Raw genomic sequence first — 17,880 nt, forward strand, 5'->3', positions numbered from 1 at the left:
TATCATGATATTGTTATTATGATCGATCGCCGCTCGAATCTGATCTCTGCTCCAATCAATTCCATCTCACTCATATAGTTTCTGCGCATAACCATTCTCCAACCATATCGGTATTTTCAACATAAAAATCATATATTTACGCGTTCTCGTCCCACAATCCGCAAATTGCAGGCCGTAAAAGCAAGGTTTTAGCCGCGGATTTTCATCCGTCCTCAAATATTCATATACAATTCAACGCAGCATATATTTTATATGTTTCCGCATATATATCCTTATAAATATATGTTTATGGAATCCTCCCAGGCCGAAGGGTGCTCCCCTCTTCGTCTCGGTTTCCAAATCCAGATTCTTCTTATGGTTGTGTAAATATTGCTTTTTGCGTCGACGATTCATAATCTTCGCCACCCTTCGCCTCATCAGAGCTGTATCTGCACGAGCTGCAAGAACGTACATTTCATAGAGGCCCATTTGAACACACCTTTCCTATCACGCGACGCAGTTGCGACCGTGTTATGAGCTTCATCTCTCTTTCCCATCTGCCTTTCGGCTCGATGGGCATTGGAACGGGGCACTGAAATGCCACCTGGGGGAATAAAAGACACTTATCAGTGCCCCGCATCAGCGGTTTATGCTTGGCAAACCTGCCCACCAGCCAATGAGCTTCAGAGAACAGAAAGGCCCACCACAAACCCATCATCTCTCCTCCGTTCATTGCAAGAGGAATTTCACTGTCAGGACCGAAATATGAGAGTACCGTCTTCTCTCACAAACGAAGCTGGTTACGTTTCAAAACCGGAATATCTTTCGGTTAATCACGGAACAGGGAGAGTATAGAGTAGGTAAATAGGGTGAGGATGAACAAGGAGGTAAAAATCATCCTAGACCGTGTGACGAGAAGACAGAGCACTCGGCGGCGACGGACAATTTTGTTGAAAGGAAATACGTTTTCGATAACAAGTCGATGACTATGGTGCCGAACAAAATAATTGGAAAAAATTTTTCTTCATCTGCAATCCTCAAATTAAATTAATAAAACTGCAGTAAAAATAATATTTTTATAATATATAAAAATAAAAAAATAAAAAATACTTGGAATTTTCATTTAAATAAGTTGATAATCTCAAAAATGTTAGATAAAAATAAGCGTACCTTTTTGGTATACATTTATCTTTGAAACAGAATTTTTTAAATCACATCGGAGGCTTTTATGACTGATGCTTTGCATACACAATCTGTAGCCGGTCAGTACTATATTGTTCCGTTTGACGACGTCGAATTCGATGAAATTGCCGGTGCCGGCACATGGCGCGGCCATGTCGATCGCGGATATATTTCGGGCACATTTGCCGCGGGCGGAGCTTACGCTGCAACAGGCAGCATAAGCAGGTCAGCAGTTGCAGGAGGGTTTGGTTTCGCAGGAGGTGCAGGTATGAGTATATACAATGGTGGCTGGAGTGGGAGCGGGAACAGCAGTGGTCGTGTGATTTGCACGCACTTCTTCCGTAGAGGAATGCTTGACCGAGACCTATGGCGTGCGGACCTTGAATTCACCTTCAAGAACCTCTCCCCCGCTACTATCCGAGGGTACCAATATTGGGCCATACCATATGTCCGCCTTATGAGAAAAAGCCCTCTTGCCGAAAAATTGATGTATCCTCTCGCAAAAGCGCGAGCGGAAGAGCTCGGTTATCTGGTGGGCGTCCGTGCGAAAGGCTCATTCCGTGGAAAGCTGGTTCGCCTAGTTGGAGAAGCTATTTGCTACACAGTCGGGATGTTCGTGGGCCAAAAGGATTGGAGCGCGCTCTGGTCTGAAGATTCAAAGGCATGATCGAAAGGATCAGAACAATGGGAAATACAAGAAAGACGATAATTAAAGAAATAATTTTATCATTCGTGATTTCTATTGGATCTGTTATAGTACTTCCACAGATATTTGATGCGAAATACTCCCCAAACTACGCGATTGCACTAGTAGTATTTCTAGCCATGTCAGCGACATTTGTCGGATACGAGACGATTTTTAAGAAAAAATAACAATACAATAGAGAATTGCACTTGTTTTCTGTAATTCACATAGGAAGAAAGCTTGACATTGGCGCGGGACAAACCTGGGCCAATGTTTGCTGGATATTCATTATCGCTACAGTTGGCTTGGCGATATTTCTTCTGACTGCAAATTTCTCCCGGCGCGAGCAAGCGACCGGGTTTCTTACGGCCGAACCTCAAATTTCCCGGATCAACGCCCCCAGACCAGGCAGAGTACAGCAAGTTGTTGTTAGAGAGGGGCAGGAGGTGAAGCGGGGCGACATTTTGATATATATCGCCCCAGATCCCTCTTTAGTAAATGGCAAGCCGATCGCCGAGGCCGAGCTAGAGCACCTCCGACTAACGGAGCTTGAACTGCAGCAACGTATGCAATCAATATATGCACAAGTGAAAATTAAAGTCTCGGAGTTAGAAGAACGTGCTGCTGCGGTTGCTAATCAAATTACCGCGATCCGCGCAGGCCTGGATCGCCAAAACCAAATAATCGACGTGTTGACCGAGCAACTAGCTACAGGTCAGACCTTAAGTCGAGTTGGTGCGGTCAGCGTCAACGAAATCCAAAAACGTGAAACCGATCTGCGAAACGCACAAGTGTCGGCTCAGACTTTACTCTCTTCCCTGCACGAAAATGAAGCACTACTGGCTCAATTGAATGGTGAAAAGAGGCAGGCCCCAGTTGAGACAGAATTGCGGCTATCGGATATTCGGCAATCTCTAGTCGAATTACGACAAAAGCGTATCGACGCTCACGGGCGCCTCGCTTTTCAAGTCACAGCACCTGACGATGGCTTCGTGGACGCCATTTTAAGTAAAGCCGGGCAGTCAATAGATACAAATTCAACGTTAATTTCTCTCCTGCCAAAATCCTCGGTTCTCGTTGCGGAACTTTATGTTCCCAGCAGGGCCATCGTGTATATGCAGTCAGAACAGCGTGTACGCATCGCCTATAACGCATTCCCTTATGCTCGATACGGCTTCGCTGAAGGAAAAATTCAGTCGGTGTCAGAGACGATCTTAAAGCCAAGCGAAATCGATAAACCCATCTCGCTACCTGAACCGAGTTACCGTGTTACCGTCGCGCTACAAAATCAGAAGATGAAAGTAGGCGAAAAGAATATCCGACTCCGTCCAGGCCTCACCCTTACAGCCGACATTATCTTGGACCGCCAAACCCTAGCGCAATGGATTTTACGCTCAATCAAAGAGCTTTGGGTGAGAGTATGAATCAGACTTTTCGCCTGAAATGGCGCACTATTGCGAGAGAAAAAACCCCGATCATAAGGCAAGCCTCGCTCGCCGAGTGTGGACTGGCATGCATTGCGATGATTGCTAATCATTGGGGTTGGAGAATTGATTTAGGCACACTCCGGGCGATCTCGCCCCCCTCAATGAAAGGAACGAAACTCAAATCGGTAATTCAGCTTGCGAGTCAACACGGATTAGAAGGGCGGATCGTCCGCGCCCGCCAGATTTCCGACTTAGCTAGGCTGCGCCTACCCGCCATGCTCCATCTCAACAGCGACCACTTCGTCGTATTGGTAGAAGCGAAACGAAAAACCGCTGTCCTCCATGATCCTGCGGTCGGCCGCACGGCAATGAGTTGGGAGCAACTTTCAATTCATTTCAATGGGGTAGCAGTCGAGTTTTCGCCAAGTGGCTCCTTTGTTAAAAAAAACGAACGAAGAACCCTGTCACTGTCCTCAATCTGGTCGCATGTATCAGGGGTCGGACCAACCGTTATTCAAATAATTTCACTATCTATTTTGTTGCAAATCGCGGCAGTCGTTGCCCCACTTTACCTGCAGTTAGTGGTCGATGAGGCCTTAACACGAAGTGATACCGATCTGTTGAACGTACTATTTGCTGGCTTTACGGGGCTGGCAGTGATCAATTGCGTTGCTTTCTTTCTTCGCAGAATAATCACGCTGCGTGTTGGCCAATCGCTATCTCTGGGACTGATGAGCAATTTGTTTCGGCATATGCTTAGATTGCCGACCAATTTCTTCGAGCAACGACATCTGGGGGATGTTACTTCTAGGTTTAATTCCACAGGAGCAATACAATCTTTTTTAACTGGACCAGCACTTGACGCGATCGTTGATACCGTTTCTGCAGCCATCGCGCTTGCAGCTCTGTTTCTCTACGGCAGTAAGCTGGCATTCATCGTTCTGGCGCTTGTATGCCTTGAGGGTATACTTCATTTTGGAACCATCGGTATCAGACGCATGTTGACCGAAGACAAACTCGCGACGGAAGCTAGGGAGGAAACACTATTCATCGAAACCATCCGCGCGATCCGAAGCATCAAACTATTCGGAAGAGAGAATGAACGACTGGAGCATTGGCAAACCCGTCTGACAGACATGACAGAAGCGAACTATCGTCATAGCTCGGCCGATGCCGCGATACGCTCCGTTGGAGATCTAATCGAATCGATAGGCGCCGCACTTATTGTCTACATTCTGGCTCGAGAAGCTATGGGAGGACCGTTCACCATTGGCATGATGATGTCGTTCATCGCCTATCAACTCTATTTCGGACGAACTGCAAAGAATGCGGTCGATGCTTTCGTAAGCTGGCGCACACTGTCAGTTCATCTGGACAGACTTTCAGATTTGGCACTAGCACCTGCGGAAGATGGAGAACTTGGCCTTACCCCTCCTCTTTCAGGTATGCTCGAGGTTAATAGCGTCTCATTCCGATACCATCCTGATGAGCCGGAGGTTCTCACCGATATATCGATATCCATGAAGCCAGGCGAAATGGTCGCAATAACAGGTCGATCCGGAGAAGGTAAGACAACGCTTCTTAAGTTGATGTTGGGGCTGGAACAACCAACCGCAGGGGAAATCCGATACGACAATACTAGTTTGAAACGGATCGCCCGAAACCACTTCGTTGCTGCAATCGCTACCGTCCTGCAAGACGATACACTATTGTCTGGCACAATAGCTGAAAACATAGCTTTTTTTGACACTCAGCCCGATCTTAAGCGCGTCGAAGAGTGCGCCCGTATTGCCTGCATCCATGAGGAAATTGAGCAGATGCCGATGCGATACAGGAGCCTTATCGGCGATATGGGCAGCAGCCTTTCAGGCGGCCAAAAACAAAGAATCATGATCGCACGCGCTCTATACCGTGAACCAAAGATATTGTTCATGGATGAGGGCACATCTCACTTAGATATTGAGGTGGAGCGTTCAATTAACAACAATCTGTCAAAATTGAACATAACGCGTGTGGTAATTGCTCATCGGCCTGACACCCTCCGTATCGCGGAAAGAGTTTTTCATTTGAATGCAGGCAAACTCTCAGAGTTGATGGCTAGCCCGAAAGAATTATCCGCCCTTCACAAAGTGGCTTCGAATCTCGAACTTCATATTCCAATGTGCGCCGAAACTGGTGAAACGACTTAAATCTCGGAGGAGCGGTACACTTTGACGTTCCTTACCGCATCAGGTTTCAAATCGCGCTGGTAATGCAGCCACTCGCACCTATAAGCAAGGGCCGGCTCGGGAAAGCCTTTCAGGCTGTAACGGTGGCCATGCACAAGGACATCGGCGCTGCCATATTCCCGAAAGGTGTTGCAAATGCGCGTGCAGGCCACGCATATAGGTCTCAGCCTGCACTTCGCCCCAAGCATCCACAGTGTCATGCCAGATTTTATCCTGTGCGGCGTTGGCAGGCGCATAAAAGCGATAAGTTGCCATAATTAGCGACGTTTGTTGCGGCCGATGACATCGTCAGCAGAGACGGCTATAAACTCGCTATCACCCGCGCGCATGGCAAGAGCCAGTTCCTTTTGCAAGGTATCCCATGCCTTGTCGCGTGTTTGAAGGTCACACCGAATAAGCGCCCGAATATATTCGCTCGCATTCTCATAAAGACCGTCATCACCAATCTGCTGCTGGATATGGTCTTGCAATGCTCCGCTGACTTTAACGTGAATGCTTCCTGACGCCATGGCGTTTTCCTTTGGGTCTCCTCAATTGTGAAAAGCGTAGCATATATTGTCAATATTCATCACAGCGTTACGGCTGCTCCTGCTCCCTAGCCAATCATGAGCATCACCTGAATTAAATCGCTATATCGTTTACTTTGCCAACGGGGCGAAATATTTCTAGTTTAACGAGAAAACACGAATGAGGATCAAGACTTGAAAGTCATCACAGGAAGCGGATTTGCCGCTGCTGCCCTGCTTTTTTCAGGCTCTATTGCTTTTGCCGCGCCGACATATCTCAGCTGCGAATTCGCAGGTTCGAAAGGAACCCCTCAAACGTTCAATTTCGCTCTCGACGAGGCCGCCGGGACATTTGGAGTTTATGTCCCGGCTTCTGGAAGTCAGAGAATGGAGAAAGGCACCTTTGCCGGTGGTAAAGCGAGCTTGAATGAAGGCTCGGTGGCATGGGAGATCGACATCGCCAAGGGTTCGGTCATCCGCGATAAACGCATGGTTGGCGAGAAGGATGGCGGGACCTGCAAGACAATCTCGCACGCGCAGAGCGGCTTTGAAGAGTAATGCCGGCTGGACAAGAGGCCGGTATCGAGACCTCTGCACATGGAGTTGACGGCACGGCGCATCTATAGCGCCTTGGCGAAGCGTTCCAGTTTGCCCAGCGTTTGCTGACCCAGCTCCACGGCGCCGAAACCCTTCGCTTGCTGGAACTCGGCTTCCGTGCTGAACACCATGCCCAGCACAACTTTCGTCGCGCCATCCTGATCTTCGAAGGAGGCCCAGGCGTCGGCATGTTTCGGCCCGTTTTCGCCCCAGAGCAGCGTATAGGCGAGCCTCTCTTCGGGGCGGACCTCGACATAACGATGGTGGTTTGGGAAGACTGTGCCGTCTGGGCCGATCATGTCAAAGACCCATTCCCCGCCGGTTCGCAGGTCAATTCTCTTTGTGCGGCACGAAAACCCTTCAGGACCCCACCATTGCGGCAGCATCTTTTCGTTCATCCAGGCTTTCCAGACGATGTTTCGCGGCACCTTCATCACTCGCTCCAGCACCATGGTTCGCCCGGCCACGCTGGCCAGATTGTTGAGACCGGCGCTGAAACCTTGTTGATAGCCATCGCGCATATCCTCGGCCAATGAGGAAAGCTGCACCGTTACGGTCAAGCGGCTACGCTCTTCCGCCGCCTGAAAATCGGCAGTGACCAGCGCTGCCGACTGGGTTACGCCGCCGGATGAGACCACCTCGTAATTCACGCTGCGGCGGGTTGGCTGCAGCTCCAGCCAGCCGCATTCACAGCGAATATCCGGCTGGCCGGCAACCTTGCAGAGCGAGACTTCGCGACCGCCCAGCCTGCTATCCGCCTCCAGGAATTCCACGGTGACCGAGGGTGAAGGAGAGGCCCACACCGCCCGGGCGGCAGGTGACAGCCAGACCTGCCAGAGAGCCGATAGCGGAACGGCAATCTCCCGTTCGAAGCTGAGCGTCGCAAAACGATCTTGCGGCAGATGCGGTTCAGCGTGTGCGCTTTGTTGACCCGATTTCGTTGTCATTGTGAATCCTCCTTCATGGCCTGCATTGCAAATGCCTCCAACCGGTCAAGCCGGCTCTCCCACATGGCCCGCTGCTCATCGAGCCACGTGCTTACCGGCTCCAGCGCTTCGGGCACTATCGCGCAGGTGCGCACCCGCCCATCCTTGGACGTGATGATCAGCCCCGCCTCTTCCAGCACGGAAAGATGCCGCATAACCGTGGGCAGACGCAGCCCCGTGGGAGCGGACAACTCCATGACCGGTGCCGGCCCGCCGCCGAGGCGGGCCAGAATTGCCCGCCGCGTTGGATCGGCCAGAGCCTGGAAGATCAGTGATAGCTCCTGATGATGCTTAGTCATGTTGCTAACTATCATGCTTCATCGCGACGGAGCAAGGGGAAACTTAGCAAATCAACTAAGTTTTATCAGGAGGCATGGCCTTGAGGATGAAATGCCGATGCGTCTCCCGACCGTTCGTTTGGGTAACCGAGCCTTTCCCCTTCATGCGCCTGGCGTTCGGCAACCGGCAGCAGATGCAACTGCTGGGTCGGAAACAAGCCATCAAAAGTTGCAGAAAAAGATTGACTCTCGCAGCTGCCTGAGTGAGCTTCGCGGGGAAAAGACGGGGAAAATATCAAATCATCATGTCACCAGAACGCTTTAATCAATGCCTGCGGGTCATCCGCTGGACGCCGATCAATATTGCGTCCGCGCTGCAATGCGAACTTTCGTGGATCGAGGCACTGGAGGCGGGCAATGAGGAAGTTCCCGCTGGCCTGGCCACATGGCTAGAAACGCTTGCACAGGCGCATGAAGCTCTCCCGCCCCCATCAACCTACAGAGGAAAACGGTCGGCATTCTGATGCGGCCGATAGCTCTTAATCTTCACCAACAACTGGATTACTCGAAATGAAATATGTCATAGCAGCTCTTGGCCTGATCAGCTTCTCAAGCCCTGCCTTCGCGGCCTCCTGCGAGAAGAACTTCGCTGTCTCCGGCGTGCCGATGGTGACGGCTGTCTCTTACAAATCATGGCAGGAATTGCCGAAGGCAAAAGCGCCCGCTGTGCTTCAAAAGCTCGCTCAGGCTGTGGCCGCGGAAGGTTTTTCCGGTATCCAGATCAACAAGGCACTGTCTTCCATTGATGCGCACCAGGAGACCAGCGGCAGCGGCAGAATTCAGACCCTGCGGGTTGTGGCCCGGCAGAAAGGCGCCGGCGTGCGGATCGACGCTGTTTTCAACATTCAGGCCGGACAGATTGCGGACAAGAACGTCATCCGCGAGGGCATTTGCAATATCATAAACGGCGTGTGAAGTGCTGTAGATAAGACTGTCCTTTCGACGGAGCGGGCCAGCCGCTTCGTCTGCATTGGCATTTCTGCTGTTGGCAACAAGAAGCGGGCCAAGGCCTCACCGCTCATTCGCAATCTTGATATGGTGCACACTGGCATCAGGAATGGCACGACCGCCGGCTGGTCCGGCATAGGCGGTGAACGGTGCACTGCTCCACGCTGTTTATGACGATGCTTATGGGATGGCGGGCGAACCCGGAATCTGCGATGGGTGCAGGCAGGGATAGTGTCCGTGGCCGGAAGCGCGCCATGAAGCGACGGGGAAAAAATGCCGATCTATGAACTGGCTGCCGTGGGCGCCGCAACCTGCTGGGCGATGACCGGACTTCTGGCGGCGCGTCCGGCGGGGCATCTGGGAGCGCTCGCCTTCAACAGGACACGGCAGCTTTTTGTCGCTTCCCTGCTGGGGGTCTATGTCCTCGCTTCGGGAACCTGGCGGGAACTGCAACCCGAGGCGCTTTCGGCGCTTCTGCTATCCGGTTTCATCGGCATCTTCGTTGGCGATACGCTGCTGTTCACCTGCCTCAATCGGGTTGGGCCACGCCGCTCGGGGATCCTGTTTGCCCTCAACGCCCCAATTGCCGCGCTGCTGGGATGGGCGGTGCTTGGCGAACAGCTTTCCGCAACAACGGTCACCGGCATAGGCCTGACGCTGTGCGGTGTTCTGCTCGCAATCCTCTTCGGCAAGCGCAAGGCGCAGCTGCACGAATGGGAAAGAGTGAAGGGACCACTCTGGCTCGGCGTGCTGCTCGGCCTGCTGGCCGCACTCAGCCAGGCCGTCGGCTCGCTGATCGCAAGACCCGTCATGGCGAGCGGGATCGATCCGATTACCGCTTCCATGCTGCGCGTCGGGGTCGCGGCGCTCTGCCTGACGGCGCTTACCATGCTGCCCATCAAGGCAGTCCAGCCGAACGGCCCGCTGACGAAGAGCATTTTCCTGCAGACGGCGCTTACCGGCATCATCGCGCTTGCCTTTGGCATGACGCTGCTTCTTTTCGCGCTTTCCGGCGGCAAGATCGGCATCGTCTCGACATTGTCTGCGACAACGCCCGTCATCATCCTGCCATTGCTCTGGCTAAGAACGCGGGAATTGCCGGCACCCGGCGCATGGGCCGGGGCAGCACTGGTCGTGGCCGGCATGGCGCTGATGTTCTGGAAGTGACCGAAGCCCTCAAAAGCGCCGCAGATGACGCCGCGCGCGCCACGATATACCACTGCAAATAATGTCCAGCTATTCCGGCGGCACACTTGCGCGGCAACTTTCGCGTGTCTAAAAGACGCGCAAAGTTAATTCGCATTACAGAGGACCAATTTCGTGGAACAGGCAAACACTCCAGTCGGCAAGGGCCGGCGCAAGGCTTTATGGGCAGCGGTTGCGGTTATTGCCATCGCGGCTGCAGGTGTCATCGGTGGTAAAGCCTTCTACGAAGCAAAAGTCGACGAGCTGGTTGCCCGCAGCGGCGCAACGGCGCGTTCCGTGGACGTCGATTTTCTCGGACAAATTCATATTCGCGAGCTGACCCTGCCGCTTGAAGACGGGAAGAAGATCCAGATCGCCGCTATCGACGGACGTCCCAAACTTCCTTTCCTGGAAGGCGCGCTCGATATGAATGGCATCGATATTGACGTGCCGACCGGCAAGATCTCCATGGCACATGCCCGTGTCGAGAATGCCGCTTTCAAGAAAGTGGAAACGGCATCTGGCGATGGCAATGCAAACTCCCTGTCCCGGCGCATGGAGCGCTTCGCAGCGACGCGCATTTCCACGCCTGAACTGACATTCACCCAGTCTATCGCCGAGACCGAGCAGAAGACCGTGTACAACAACGCGGCTCTGCTTGATATCGCCGATGGCAGGGTCGCCCGCTATACGATCGACAATGCCAGCTATGACATCAAGATGGCTCTGCCGGACAGCACTGGCACGATGGAAAAGAAGCACATGGTCGTCTCGACAGGTGCGATAACCGGCCAGGACTTCGACGCCGCCTATCTTGCAAGGCTCTACACGGAAAAAGCCGGGCCGGAAGACAAGGATGCAAAACCTCTTTACGGACCACTCTCCGTCAGCAAGGTTTCCTTCTCCGACGGTGACGGTCAATTCAGCTACGACGAAATACGCAGCGACGGCTTTACCGCTCGCATGCCGGCCGAGCCGCTGCTGGAAACCCTGAAGGCGCTGACGACAACCCAAAATGCCGATGAGCTTTCACCGCAGGAGCGCCAGGCATTTTTCGGCAAGGTCGTGTCCATTCTGGACATGATGGGCAAGAGCAACATGCAGCTGCTGGGCTTCAAGGTGGACGCGCCTGATCAAAGCGAAGGGGCGGACGGCAAGCGGGTCAAGGCCACCATCGAGCGCATCGACATGCAGATGGACAGCCGCAAGCTCGATTTCGGCCTGAACGGCATGTCGATTGGCGATGGCGACGGCAAGATCGAGGTCGCCGAAGCAAGCCTCAAGGGCTTTGACTGGAGTTCCACAATCGAAGGTCTCTCCCAGATCGTCGGCTTCGATGAAACGAAAATCGAGACATTCCCGTTCAATCGGCTGATACCGGAACTCGGCAAGGTGCGTGTCGGTGGCATCAACGTTGATATCGCCGCACCGGAAAAGACCGATGAAGAGGCCGCAGGCACGCCTGAGCGCATCAAGTTCACGCTCAAAAATTTCGAGATGGGACTGACCAAACCCTTCAATGGTATCCCGACCGATATCGAGATCAGGCAGGAGGACCTCTCCCTGCCCATCCCGGCGGATTCGACGGAAGAAGTTTTTGTTGAAGCACGCAAACTGGGTCTGGAGTCACTCGCCTTGTCTTACGCCCTCGCCGCTGGCTGGGACGAACCCAACAAAAACCTGCTGATCCGCGAAGTCTCGCTCAGCAGCAAGGATATTGGCAGTGTCAATTTTTCCGGTCTGGTAAGCGGCTTCACGGAAGAGTTTTTCTCCTTCGACCTTGGTCGCGCCCAGGCTGCGCTTTTCGGGCTTGCCGGTCGTGAGGTAAAATTCACGATCAAGGACGAAGGCATGATGGCCAAGGCGATCAAGCTCTATGCCCTGCAGAACGAGATGACCGAGGATCAGGTGCGTGGCACTTTGACGTTGGTTGCCAACGTGATGCTGCAGCAGGTGGCCGCCGAACAACCGAAACTCCAGGAGGCGGTGAACGCACTCGTCCAATTCATCAACACGCCGGGAACCTTGACTGTCACGGTCAAATCGACAGGCCCAAATGGCCTTGGCCTTTTTGATCTTGCTGCAGCCTCCGAGAATCCGATGCTTCTTCTCGACAAGGTGGATATTCAGGCAACGGCGGAATAAGCCGGCCTATCAGCCGCCAATTGTCTCGAGCTCAGTTTCCTGAGCTTGAGATAACCTGAAAATATATATTTCGGCACCCATTTGCGTAGACGCACCGAGCTTTTAAATGTAATTTTTATAAGCTTGTTTAAGCAGTTATGACGATTACTGGAAGTCAAACATTACACTCCCGGCAGCCGCCTTTCAGGATTCCCGGGAAAAGAGGTCGGCGACGTGATGACTCCCGAAAACAACTCCGGAACGAACTGATATCTTGAAGAATCCGGACAGCCCCCGGCGCATTCGGGCCGGCGGTGCGACAATTGCCGCCTCCATGCTGCGATGGGCCGGCGCGTGGTTTCGGATGCCCACCCTTCGGCAGGCATCCGTCAGATCATCATGAAGCGCTCCAGATAACGCGTCATGTCCGGGAGGCTTTCACCTCCCGGTGTCGAAACATCAATAATGGACCGAGAGGGAATCGATCGGCGTGCCCTTCGACGGGGTGAACTTGGTCAGATCGATCCCTTCGACGGCTGCCTTGTATTCCTCAGCGCTCGGCGTGCGGCCAAGGATTGCCGACAGGACGACGACCGGGGTCGAGGCCAGAAGCGATTCACCCTTCTTTTCAGCCGTGTCTTCCACGACGCGGCCCTGGAACAGGCGGGTCGAAGTTGCCAGAACGGTATCGCCCTTTTCCGCCTTTTCCTGGTTGCCCATGCACAGGTTGCAGCCCGGGCGTTCCAGATAGAGGATGTTCTCGTATTCGGTGCGGTTGGTGGTCTTCGGCTTCAGGTCATCGAATTCGAAGCCTGAATACTTCTGCAGGATTTCCCAATCCCCTTCCGCCTTCAGCTCATCGATGATGTTGTAGGTCGGCGCGGCAACGACGAGCGGCGCCTTGAACTCGACCTTGCCTTCGGCCTTTTCGATGTTCTTCAACATCTGGGCGACGATCTTCATGTCGCCCTTATGCACCATGCACGAGCCGACAAAGCCCAGATCGACCTTCTTGGTGCCTCCGTAATAGGACACCGGACGGATCGTATCATGGGTGTAGCGCCGGGAGACATCGGCATTGTTGACGTCGGGGTCGGCGATCATCGGTTCGTCGATGACATCGAGATCCACAACGACTTCGGCGAAATATTTCGCATTGTCGTCGGGGGTCAAGGCGGGCTTTTCGCCAGAACGAATCTCGGCGATGCGCTGATCCGCCTTGGCGATCAGGCCCTTCAGCGTCTGGGCGGCATTGTCCATGCCCTTGTCGATCATGATCTGGATGCGCGACTTGGCGATCTCCAGCGACTCGATCAGCGTCTCGTCCTCAGAGATACAGATCGACGCCTTGGCCTTCATCTCGGCCGTCCAGTCGGTGAAGGTGAAGGCCTGGTCGGCGAGCAGCGTGCCGATATGGACTTCGATGATGCGGCCCTGGAAGACGTTATCGCCATGCTGCTTCAGCATCTGCGCCTGCGTCGCATGCACAACATCGCGGAAGTCCATATGCGGCTGCATCGTGCCCTTGAAGGTGACCTTGACGGATTGCGGGATCGGCATGGTCGCCTCACCCGTCGCCAGCGCCAGCGCCACGGTGCCCGAGTCGGCACCGAAGGCGACGCCCTTGGACATGCGCGTATGGCTGTCGCCGCCGATGATGATCGCCCAGTCATCCACGGTGATGTCGTTCAGCACCTTGTGGATCACGTCCGTCATCGAATGGTAGACGCCCTTCGGGTCGCGCGCGGTGATGACGCCGAAATTGTTCATGAAGGACATGAGCTTCGGAATGTTCGCCTGCGCCTTCTTGTCCCAGACGGAGGCCGTGTGGCAGCCCGACTGATAGGCGCCATCCACCAGCGGCGAAATGACGGTTGCCGCCATCGCCTCAAGTTCCTGCGCGGTCATCAGGCCGGTCGTATCCTGCGAGCCGACGATGTTGACCTTGACGCGAACGTCCGAACCGGCATGCAGAACCTTGCCGGGGGTCACGCCGACGGCGTTGCGGTTGAAGATCTTCTCAACGGCGGTGAGGCCCTGACCTTCGATCGCGATTTCCTTGTTCGGAGCAAAGACCGGCGTAGCCTCGATGCCGAGCGTCTGAGCCGCAAAGGTCTGGAGCTTCTTGCCGAAGACGATGGCGTAGGAGCTGCCCGCCTTCATGAATTCCATCTTCTGGGGCGTGAAGGCGGCGGCAACGTCAACCAGCTCATTGCCGCTTTCGTCGCGAAGCTTGCGGTTCTTGGCGTCGATCTTGAGGACAGTGCCGGTCTCGACCGAATATTTCTGCTCGAGGATCGGGTTGCCGTCATTGTTGAGGATCGGCTTGCCGTCTTCACCGAGCTTCTTCACCCAGTTCTTCAGGTTGATGCCGATACCACCCGTCACGTCGACGGTGGTGGCAAAGATCGGCGAGATGCCGTTGGTGCCGGCGACGATGGGGGCGTAATTGACGAAGGGCACATAGGGGCTGGCCTGCTTGCCGGTCCACAGCGCCACGTTGTTGACGCCGGACATGCGCGACGAGCCAACGCCCATCGTGCCCTTTTCGGCGATCATCATCACCCGCTTGTCGGGATGCTGCTTCTGAAGCGCGACGATTTCCGCCTGCGCTTCCGGCGTGATCATACACTGGCCGTGCAGCTGGCGGTCGGAACGCGAATGCGCCTGGTTGCCGGGGGACAGAAGGTCGGTCGAAATATCGCCTTCGGCGGCGATGAAGGTCACGACCTTGATCTCGTCCTCGACGTCCGGAAGCTTGGTGAAGAATTCAGCCTTGGCATAGCTTTCAAGCACGCCCCTGGCGACGGCATTGCCTGCCTTGAAGGCATCGCGCAGCCGGAACATGTCGGCGTCATAGAGGAAGACCTGAGTCTTCAGAATCTCACCCGCCTGCGCGGCAAGTGCCGCGTCATCACCGAGCGTGATATCGAGCAGCACTTCGACAGAAGGGCCACCCTTCATGTGCGACAGCAGTTCCAGCGCGAAGGCAGGCGTGATCTCTGGCACAACGACTTCGCCGAGAATGATCTGCTTGAGGAAGGCCGCCTTGACGCCCGCAGCACTCGTAGTGCCCGGCAGGGAGTTGTAGATGAAGAATTTGAGGGCGTCCGTCCGGTATTCGCTACCGGCATCCTTGATCAGCGCAATGATTTCGGCGGTCAATGCGCCGTCATCGATCGGCTTGGGTGCGAGCCCTTGTTGTTCTCTGCTTTTGATCTCAGCCAGGTAATCCAAGTAAAGGTTCATCGCTATCCCAACGTCCTGATATGTATGGAGCCAAAACCCAGCACCACCGAACTGTCACGTCAATAGGTCTGGGTCTTTTACCGGTTTCGAGTACGCCAACCGGGGCCGGCTGACAAGATGTCGCATTTCAGTATAATCGTTTCAATCGTTCCGTTGTTCGACTGTCGCGACAAAAATGGGCGGCCCTTCTGCGAACCGCCCATTCCTATATCAGACCATCGTCACGCCGGCGATCAAAAGGAGTTGTGAATTCGCCGCCAAAAATGCGGCAATCATCAAAACTCCTCCCAGCTGTCCGCAGATGTATTCAGTGCGGCATTGCCGGAAAACGCAGCCCTGATCCTGCCGCCAAGAGCGCGCGCCGGAGACGCTGCGGGCCTGTCAGACGAAGAGACGGTGCGAACCGGAGCGGAGGCTTCACTGTAACCGCCTTCGGACAGTTTGAACTGGGCGATAAGCCCGTTGAGCGAAGACGCCTCGCGTGCAAGGCCGTGGCTTGCAGCCGTGCTTTCCTCCACCATGGCGGCGTTCTTCTGGGTGTCCTGATCCATCTGGTTCACAGCCGTGTTGATCTGCTGGAGGCCGGAGGACTGTTCCTGTGCCGATTCCGCGATCGCCGCGACGTGCCGGTTGATGTCCTGCACCTCGGTGACGATCAGTTCCAGCGCCCTGCCGGTTTCGCCAACCAGCTGCACGCCCTGCTCCACCTGACTGTTCGATGTCGTGATCAGGTTCTTGATTTCCTTGGCGGCACCGGCGGAACGCTGCGCCAGTTCACGAACCTCCTGCGCGACAACGGCAAAGCCCTTGCCCGCATCACCGGCACGCGCCGCTTCCACGCCGGCATTCAGCGCCAGAAGGTTGGTCTGGAAGGCGATCTCGTCGATCACGCCGATGATGTTGGAAATCTGATTGGCGGATGTCGCGATCTGTTCCATCGCCGCGACGGCCTTCTGCACAACCTCGCCCGACTTTTCCGCGCCGACCTTGGCGCGGCCGACGAGATGACCGGCTTCCTGCGCGCGTTTGGTGGAGTCCTTCACCGTGATGGTGATTTCTTCCAGCGCCGCCGCAGTCTCTTCAACGGCCGCCGCCTGCTGCTCCGTGCGTCTCGCCAGATCATCTGCCGCGGACCGGATTTCGTTGGCGCCGGCATCGATGCCACGGGCATTCTGCGCCACCTGGGTCAGGGTCGACTGCAGCTGTTCAGCGGCCCGGTTGAAATCACCGCGAATACCGTCAAGGCCGGCAACGAACGGCTGAACGATCCGGTAGGTAACATCGCCCTCAGCGATCTTCGAAAGCGCGGTGGCAAGATTGCCGACGGCAAACTGTACGTCGGCAGCCTCCTTCGCCTTCTGTTTCTCGCGCTCTATCCGGTCCTTTTCAGAAGTCGACCGGTTGGCCTCGGTTTCATTTTCAAGCCGCACACGTTCGATTGCATTTTCACGGAAGGCCTGAACCGCAGCGGCCATCTGGCCCACTTCATCCTTGCGGTCCATTCCGTCGATTTCGCTTGCCGTATCACCGGCCGCCAGCGATCCCATGCGCTCACGAAGCCGCGCAATCGGGGTGGTGATGCCACGCGACGAGACAAACAGGCCGAGTGCGATCAAGGCAAGGGAAACAAGCGCAATGCCGATCAGTCCCGTCCAGATCGTCGTATCGGTGCTGGCGGTGAGCTGCTGCCTGCCATCATTCATGACCTGAATAAGCTGCTCGTTGCCCGCGCTGATCTTTGGCGACACTTCGCCGATTTTCCGAAGGACGTTCAGCGCCATCTGCTGCGCTTCGGCGGCTTTCCCCGCCTGCATCAGAGCGATGACCTGATTGCCGATCTCCTCCACTTCAACGACACCCTTCAGGATATCGCGGGCAGCATCCGTGCGGGCCGGCACCAGTTCCATGATCTTGTTCTGGCGCTCTTCGAGCTGTTTGCGGTCTGCCCTGAAAGTCTTGACCGCCGATTCGAAATCACTGCCGGCGGGATCATTGAGGCTAGCGCGAAGCATCTGCATGCCGAGCGCATTGAGATTGCCGCTGGTCCGCGCGTTCAGCACCGCCGCAAGAGCCTCGTTGGCAATGAAATCGCTATAGACGCGGTCGGTATTCTTATATTGCAGGCTGACGTAGCTAATTCCGGAAAGCGACATCAAACTCATCAGCGAGATGACAAAAACGACCTTCGTTTTTATCTTGGTATTCTTCAGGAAAGACATGAAAGGCCTCGGGGCAAGCGCTCCGCCAGCCGTCCGCATAGGGTGGCCGGGGAGAGATATAAAGATACATCGCGGGTAGCTGTGCCCCTCATAGGGCTACAAGCGGATGCCCTTGTTCGAGCCGCCACGAGGCAGACCGAGGGAACCGCTTGTTCTACCGGCTCCGCCGATGAAACCTTGGAACCTGCTTGTTTAGATTTCACGAAACCACTGAATGAATTGTTACC

Annotated in this window: 13 protein-coding genes; 8 read left to right on the top strand and 5 right to left on the bottom strand. The window is 54.7% G+C overall.

What is annotated here, in order from left to right:
• Positions 1–1,207 precede the first annotated feature (1,207 nt).
• The 3 genes from ACQZ5F_RS13035 to ACQZ5F_RS13045 all read left to right on the top strand — a co-directional run bounded on the left by ACQZ5F_RS13035 (position 1,208) and on the right by ACQZ5F_RS13045 (position 5,462).
• A complete protein-coding gene (locus ACQZ5F_RS13035; RefSeq protein WP_448731275.1) occupies positions 1,208–1,828 on the top strand; it encodes a hypothetical protein in 621 nt (206 codons plus the stop codon).
• 227 nt (positions 1,829–2,055) lie between these two features.
• Positions 2,056–3,270 (top strand): HlyD family secretion protein, encoded by a 1,215-nt coding sequence (locus ACQZ5F_RS13040; RefSeq protein ID WP_448731274.1) that lies wholly within the window; start codon positions 2,056–2,058, stop codon positions 3,268–3,270.
• On the top strand, positions 3,267–5,462 hold the full coding sequence (locus ACQZ5F_RS13045) for a peptidase domain-containing ABC transporter (RefSeq protein ID WP_448731273.1): 2,196 nt from the start codon (positions 3,267–3,269) through the stop codon (positions 5,460–5,462). Before ACQZ5F_RS13040 ends, ACQZ5F_RS13045 begins: the two co-directional genes overlap by 4 nt.
• A gap of 296 nt (positions 5,463–5,758) precedes the next feature.
• Here the strand turns inward: ACQZ5F_RS13045 and ACQZ5F_RS13050 are convergent, their stop codons facing one another.
• Positions 5,759–6,010: a ribbon-helix-helix domain-containing protein gene (locus ACQZ5F_RS13050; RefSeq protein ID WP_448731272.1), complete on the bottom strand. Its 252-nt coding sequence runs from the start codon at positions 6,008–6,010 to the stop codon at positions 5,759–5,761.
• Positions 6,011–6,202: 192 nt separating this feature from the next.
• On the opposite strand from ACQZ5F_RS13050, the gene ACQZ5F_RS13055 reads away from it, so the two are divergent.
• Positions 6,203–6,565, top strand: a complete 363-nt coding sequence (locus ACQZ5F_RS13055; protein ID WP_448731271.1) for a hypothetical protein — start codon at positions 6,203–6,205, stop codon at positions 6,563–6,565.
• Positions 6,566–6,627: 62 nt separating this feature from the next.
• Here the strand turns inward: ACQZ5F_RS13055 and ACQZ5F_RS13060 are convergent, their stop codons facing one another.
• Both ACQZ5F_RS13060 and ACQZ5F_RS13065 read right to left on the bottom strand, forming a co-directional pair.
• Positions 6,628–7,551 carry an SRPBCC family protein gene (locus tag ACQZ5F_RS13060; RefSeq protein ID WP_448731270.1) on the bottom strand — a complete coding sequence of 308 codons (924 nt, stop codon included), beginning with the start codon at positions 7,549–7,551 and terminating at the stop codon, positions 6,628–6,630.
• The gene (locus ACQZ5F_RS13065) at positions 7,548–7,889 is read right to left on the bottom strand and encodes an ArsR/SmtB family transcription factor (protein WP_448731269.1); all 342 of its coding nucleotides are present in this window, start codon (positions 7,887–7,889) and stop codon (positions 7,548–7,550) included. The genes ACQZ5F_RS13060 and ACQZ5F_RS13065 overlap by 4 nt, the downstream gene beginning before the upstream one ends.
• A 284-nt stretch (positions 7,890–8,173) precedes the next feature.
• On the opposite strand from ACQZ5F_RS13065, the gene ACQZ5F_RS13070 reads away from it, so the two are divergent.
• The 4 genes from ACQZ5F_RS13070 to ACQZ5F_RS13085 all read left to right on the top strand — a co-directional run bounded on the left by ACQZ5F_RS13070 (position 8,174) and on the right by ACQZ5F_RS13085 (position 12,206).
• The gene (locus tag ACQZ5F_RS13070; protein ID WP_046800490.1) at positions 8,174–8,392 is read left to right on the top strand and encodes a hypothetical protein; all 219 of its coding nucleotides are present in this window, start codon (positions 8,174–8,176) and stop codon (positions 8,390–8,392) included.
• Positions 8,393–8,438: 46 nt separating this feature from the next.
• The gene (locus ACQZ5F_RS13075; RefSeq protein WP_046800489.1) at positions 8,439–8,843 is read left to right on the top strand and encodes a hypothetical protein; all 405 of its coding nucleotides are present in this window, start codon (positions 8,439–8,441) and stop codon (positions 8,841–8,843) included.
• A 306-nt stretch (positions 8,844–9,149) separates the two neighbouring features.
• Entirely contained in the window at positions 9,150–10,043 is an 894-nt protein-coding gene (locus tag ACQZ5F_RS13080; protein ID WP_444562278.1) for a DMT family transporter, read from the top strand.
• A gap of 153 nt (positions 10,044–10,196) precedes the next feature.
• Positions 10,197–12,206 (top strand): hypothetical protein, encoded by a 2,010-nt coding sequence (locus ACQZ5F_RS13085; protein ID WP_448731268.1) that lies wholly within the window; start codon positions 10,197–10,199, stop codon positions 12,204–12,206.
• A gap of 438 nt (positions 12,207–12,644) precedes the next feature.
• On the opposite strand, the gene ACQZ5F_RS13090 is transcribed toward ACQZ5F_RS13085, so the two are convergent.
• Positions 12,645–15,434, bottom strand: coding sequence for a bifunctional aconitate hydratase 2/2-methylisocitrate dehydratase (locus ACQZ5F_RS13090; RefSeq protein ID WP_225339019.1), 2,790 nt, complete (start codon positions 15,432–15,434; stop codon positions 12,645–12,647).
• 275 nt (positions 15,435–15,709) lie between these two features.
• Positions 15,710–17,653, bottom strand: a complete 1,944-nt coding sequence (locus ACQZ5F_RS13095; protein WP_225339020.1) for a methyl-accepting chemotaxis protein — start codon at positions 17,651–17,653, stop codon at positions 15,710–15,712.
• Positions 17,654–17,880 lie beyond the last annotated feature (227 nt).

Source organism: Agrobacterium sp. 22-210-1 (assembly GCF_053522525.1).

Coding starts and splice junctions, on each gene's coding strand:
- ACQZ5F_RS13035 (WP_448731275.1), top strand. CDS start 1,208: ATGACTGATGCTTTGCATACACAATCTGTAGCCGGTCAGTACTATATT.
- ACQZ5F_RS13045 (WP_448731273.1), top strand. CDS start 3,267: ATGAATCAGACTTTTCGCCTGAAATGGCGCACTATTGCGAGAGAAAAA.
- ACQZ5F_RS13050 (WP_448731272.1), bottom strand. CDS start 6,010: ATGGCGTCAGGAAGCATTCACGTTAAAGTCAGCGGAGCATTGCAAGAC.
- ACQZ5F_RS13060 (WP_448731270.1), bottom strand. CDS start 7,551: ATGACAACGAAATCGGGTCAACAAAGCGCACACGCTGAACCGCATCTG.
- ACQZ5F_RS13065 (WP_448731269.1), bottom strand. CDS start 7,889: ATGACTAAGCATCATCAGGAGCTATCACTGATCTTCCAGGCTCTGGCC.
- ACQZ5F_RS13070 (WP_046800490.1), top strand. CDS start 8,174: ATGTCACCAGAACGCTTTAATCAATGCCTGCGGGTCATCCGCTGGACG.
- ACQZ5F_RS13075 (WP_046800489.1), top strand. CDS start 8,439: ATGAAATATGTCATAGCAGCTCTTGGCCTGATCAGCTTCTCAAGCCCT.
- ACQZ5F_RS13080 (WP_444562278.1), top strand. CDS start 9,150: ATGCCGATCTATGAACTGGCTGCCGTGGGCGCCGCAACCTGCTGGGCG.
- ACQZ5F_RS13090 (WP_225339019.1), bottom strand. CDS start 15,434: ATGAACCTTTACTTGGATTACCTGGCTGAGATCAAAAGCAGAGAACAA.
- ACQZ5F_RS13095 (WP_225339020.1), bottom strand. CDS start 17,653: ATGTCTTTCCTGAAGAATACCAAGATAAAAACGAAGGTCGTTTTTGTC.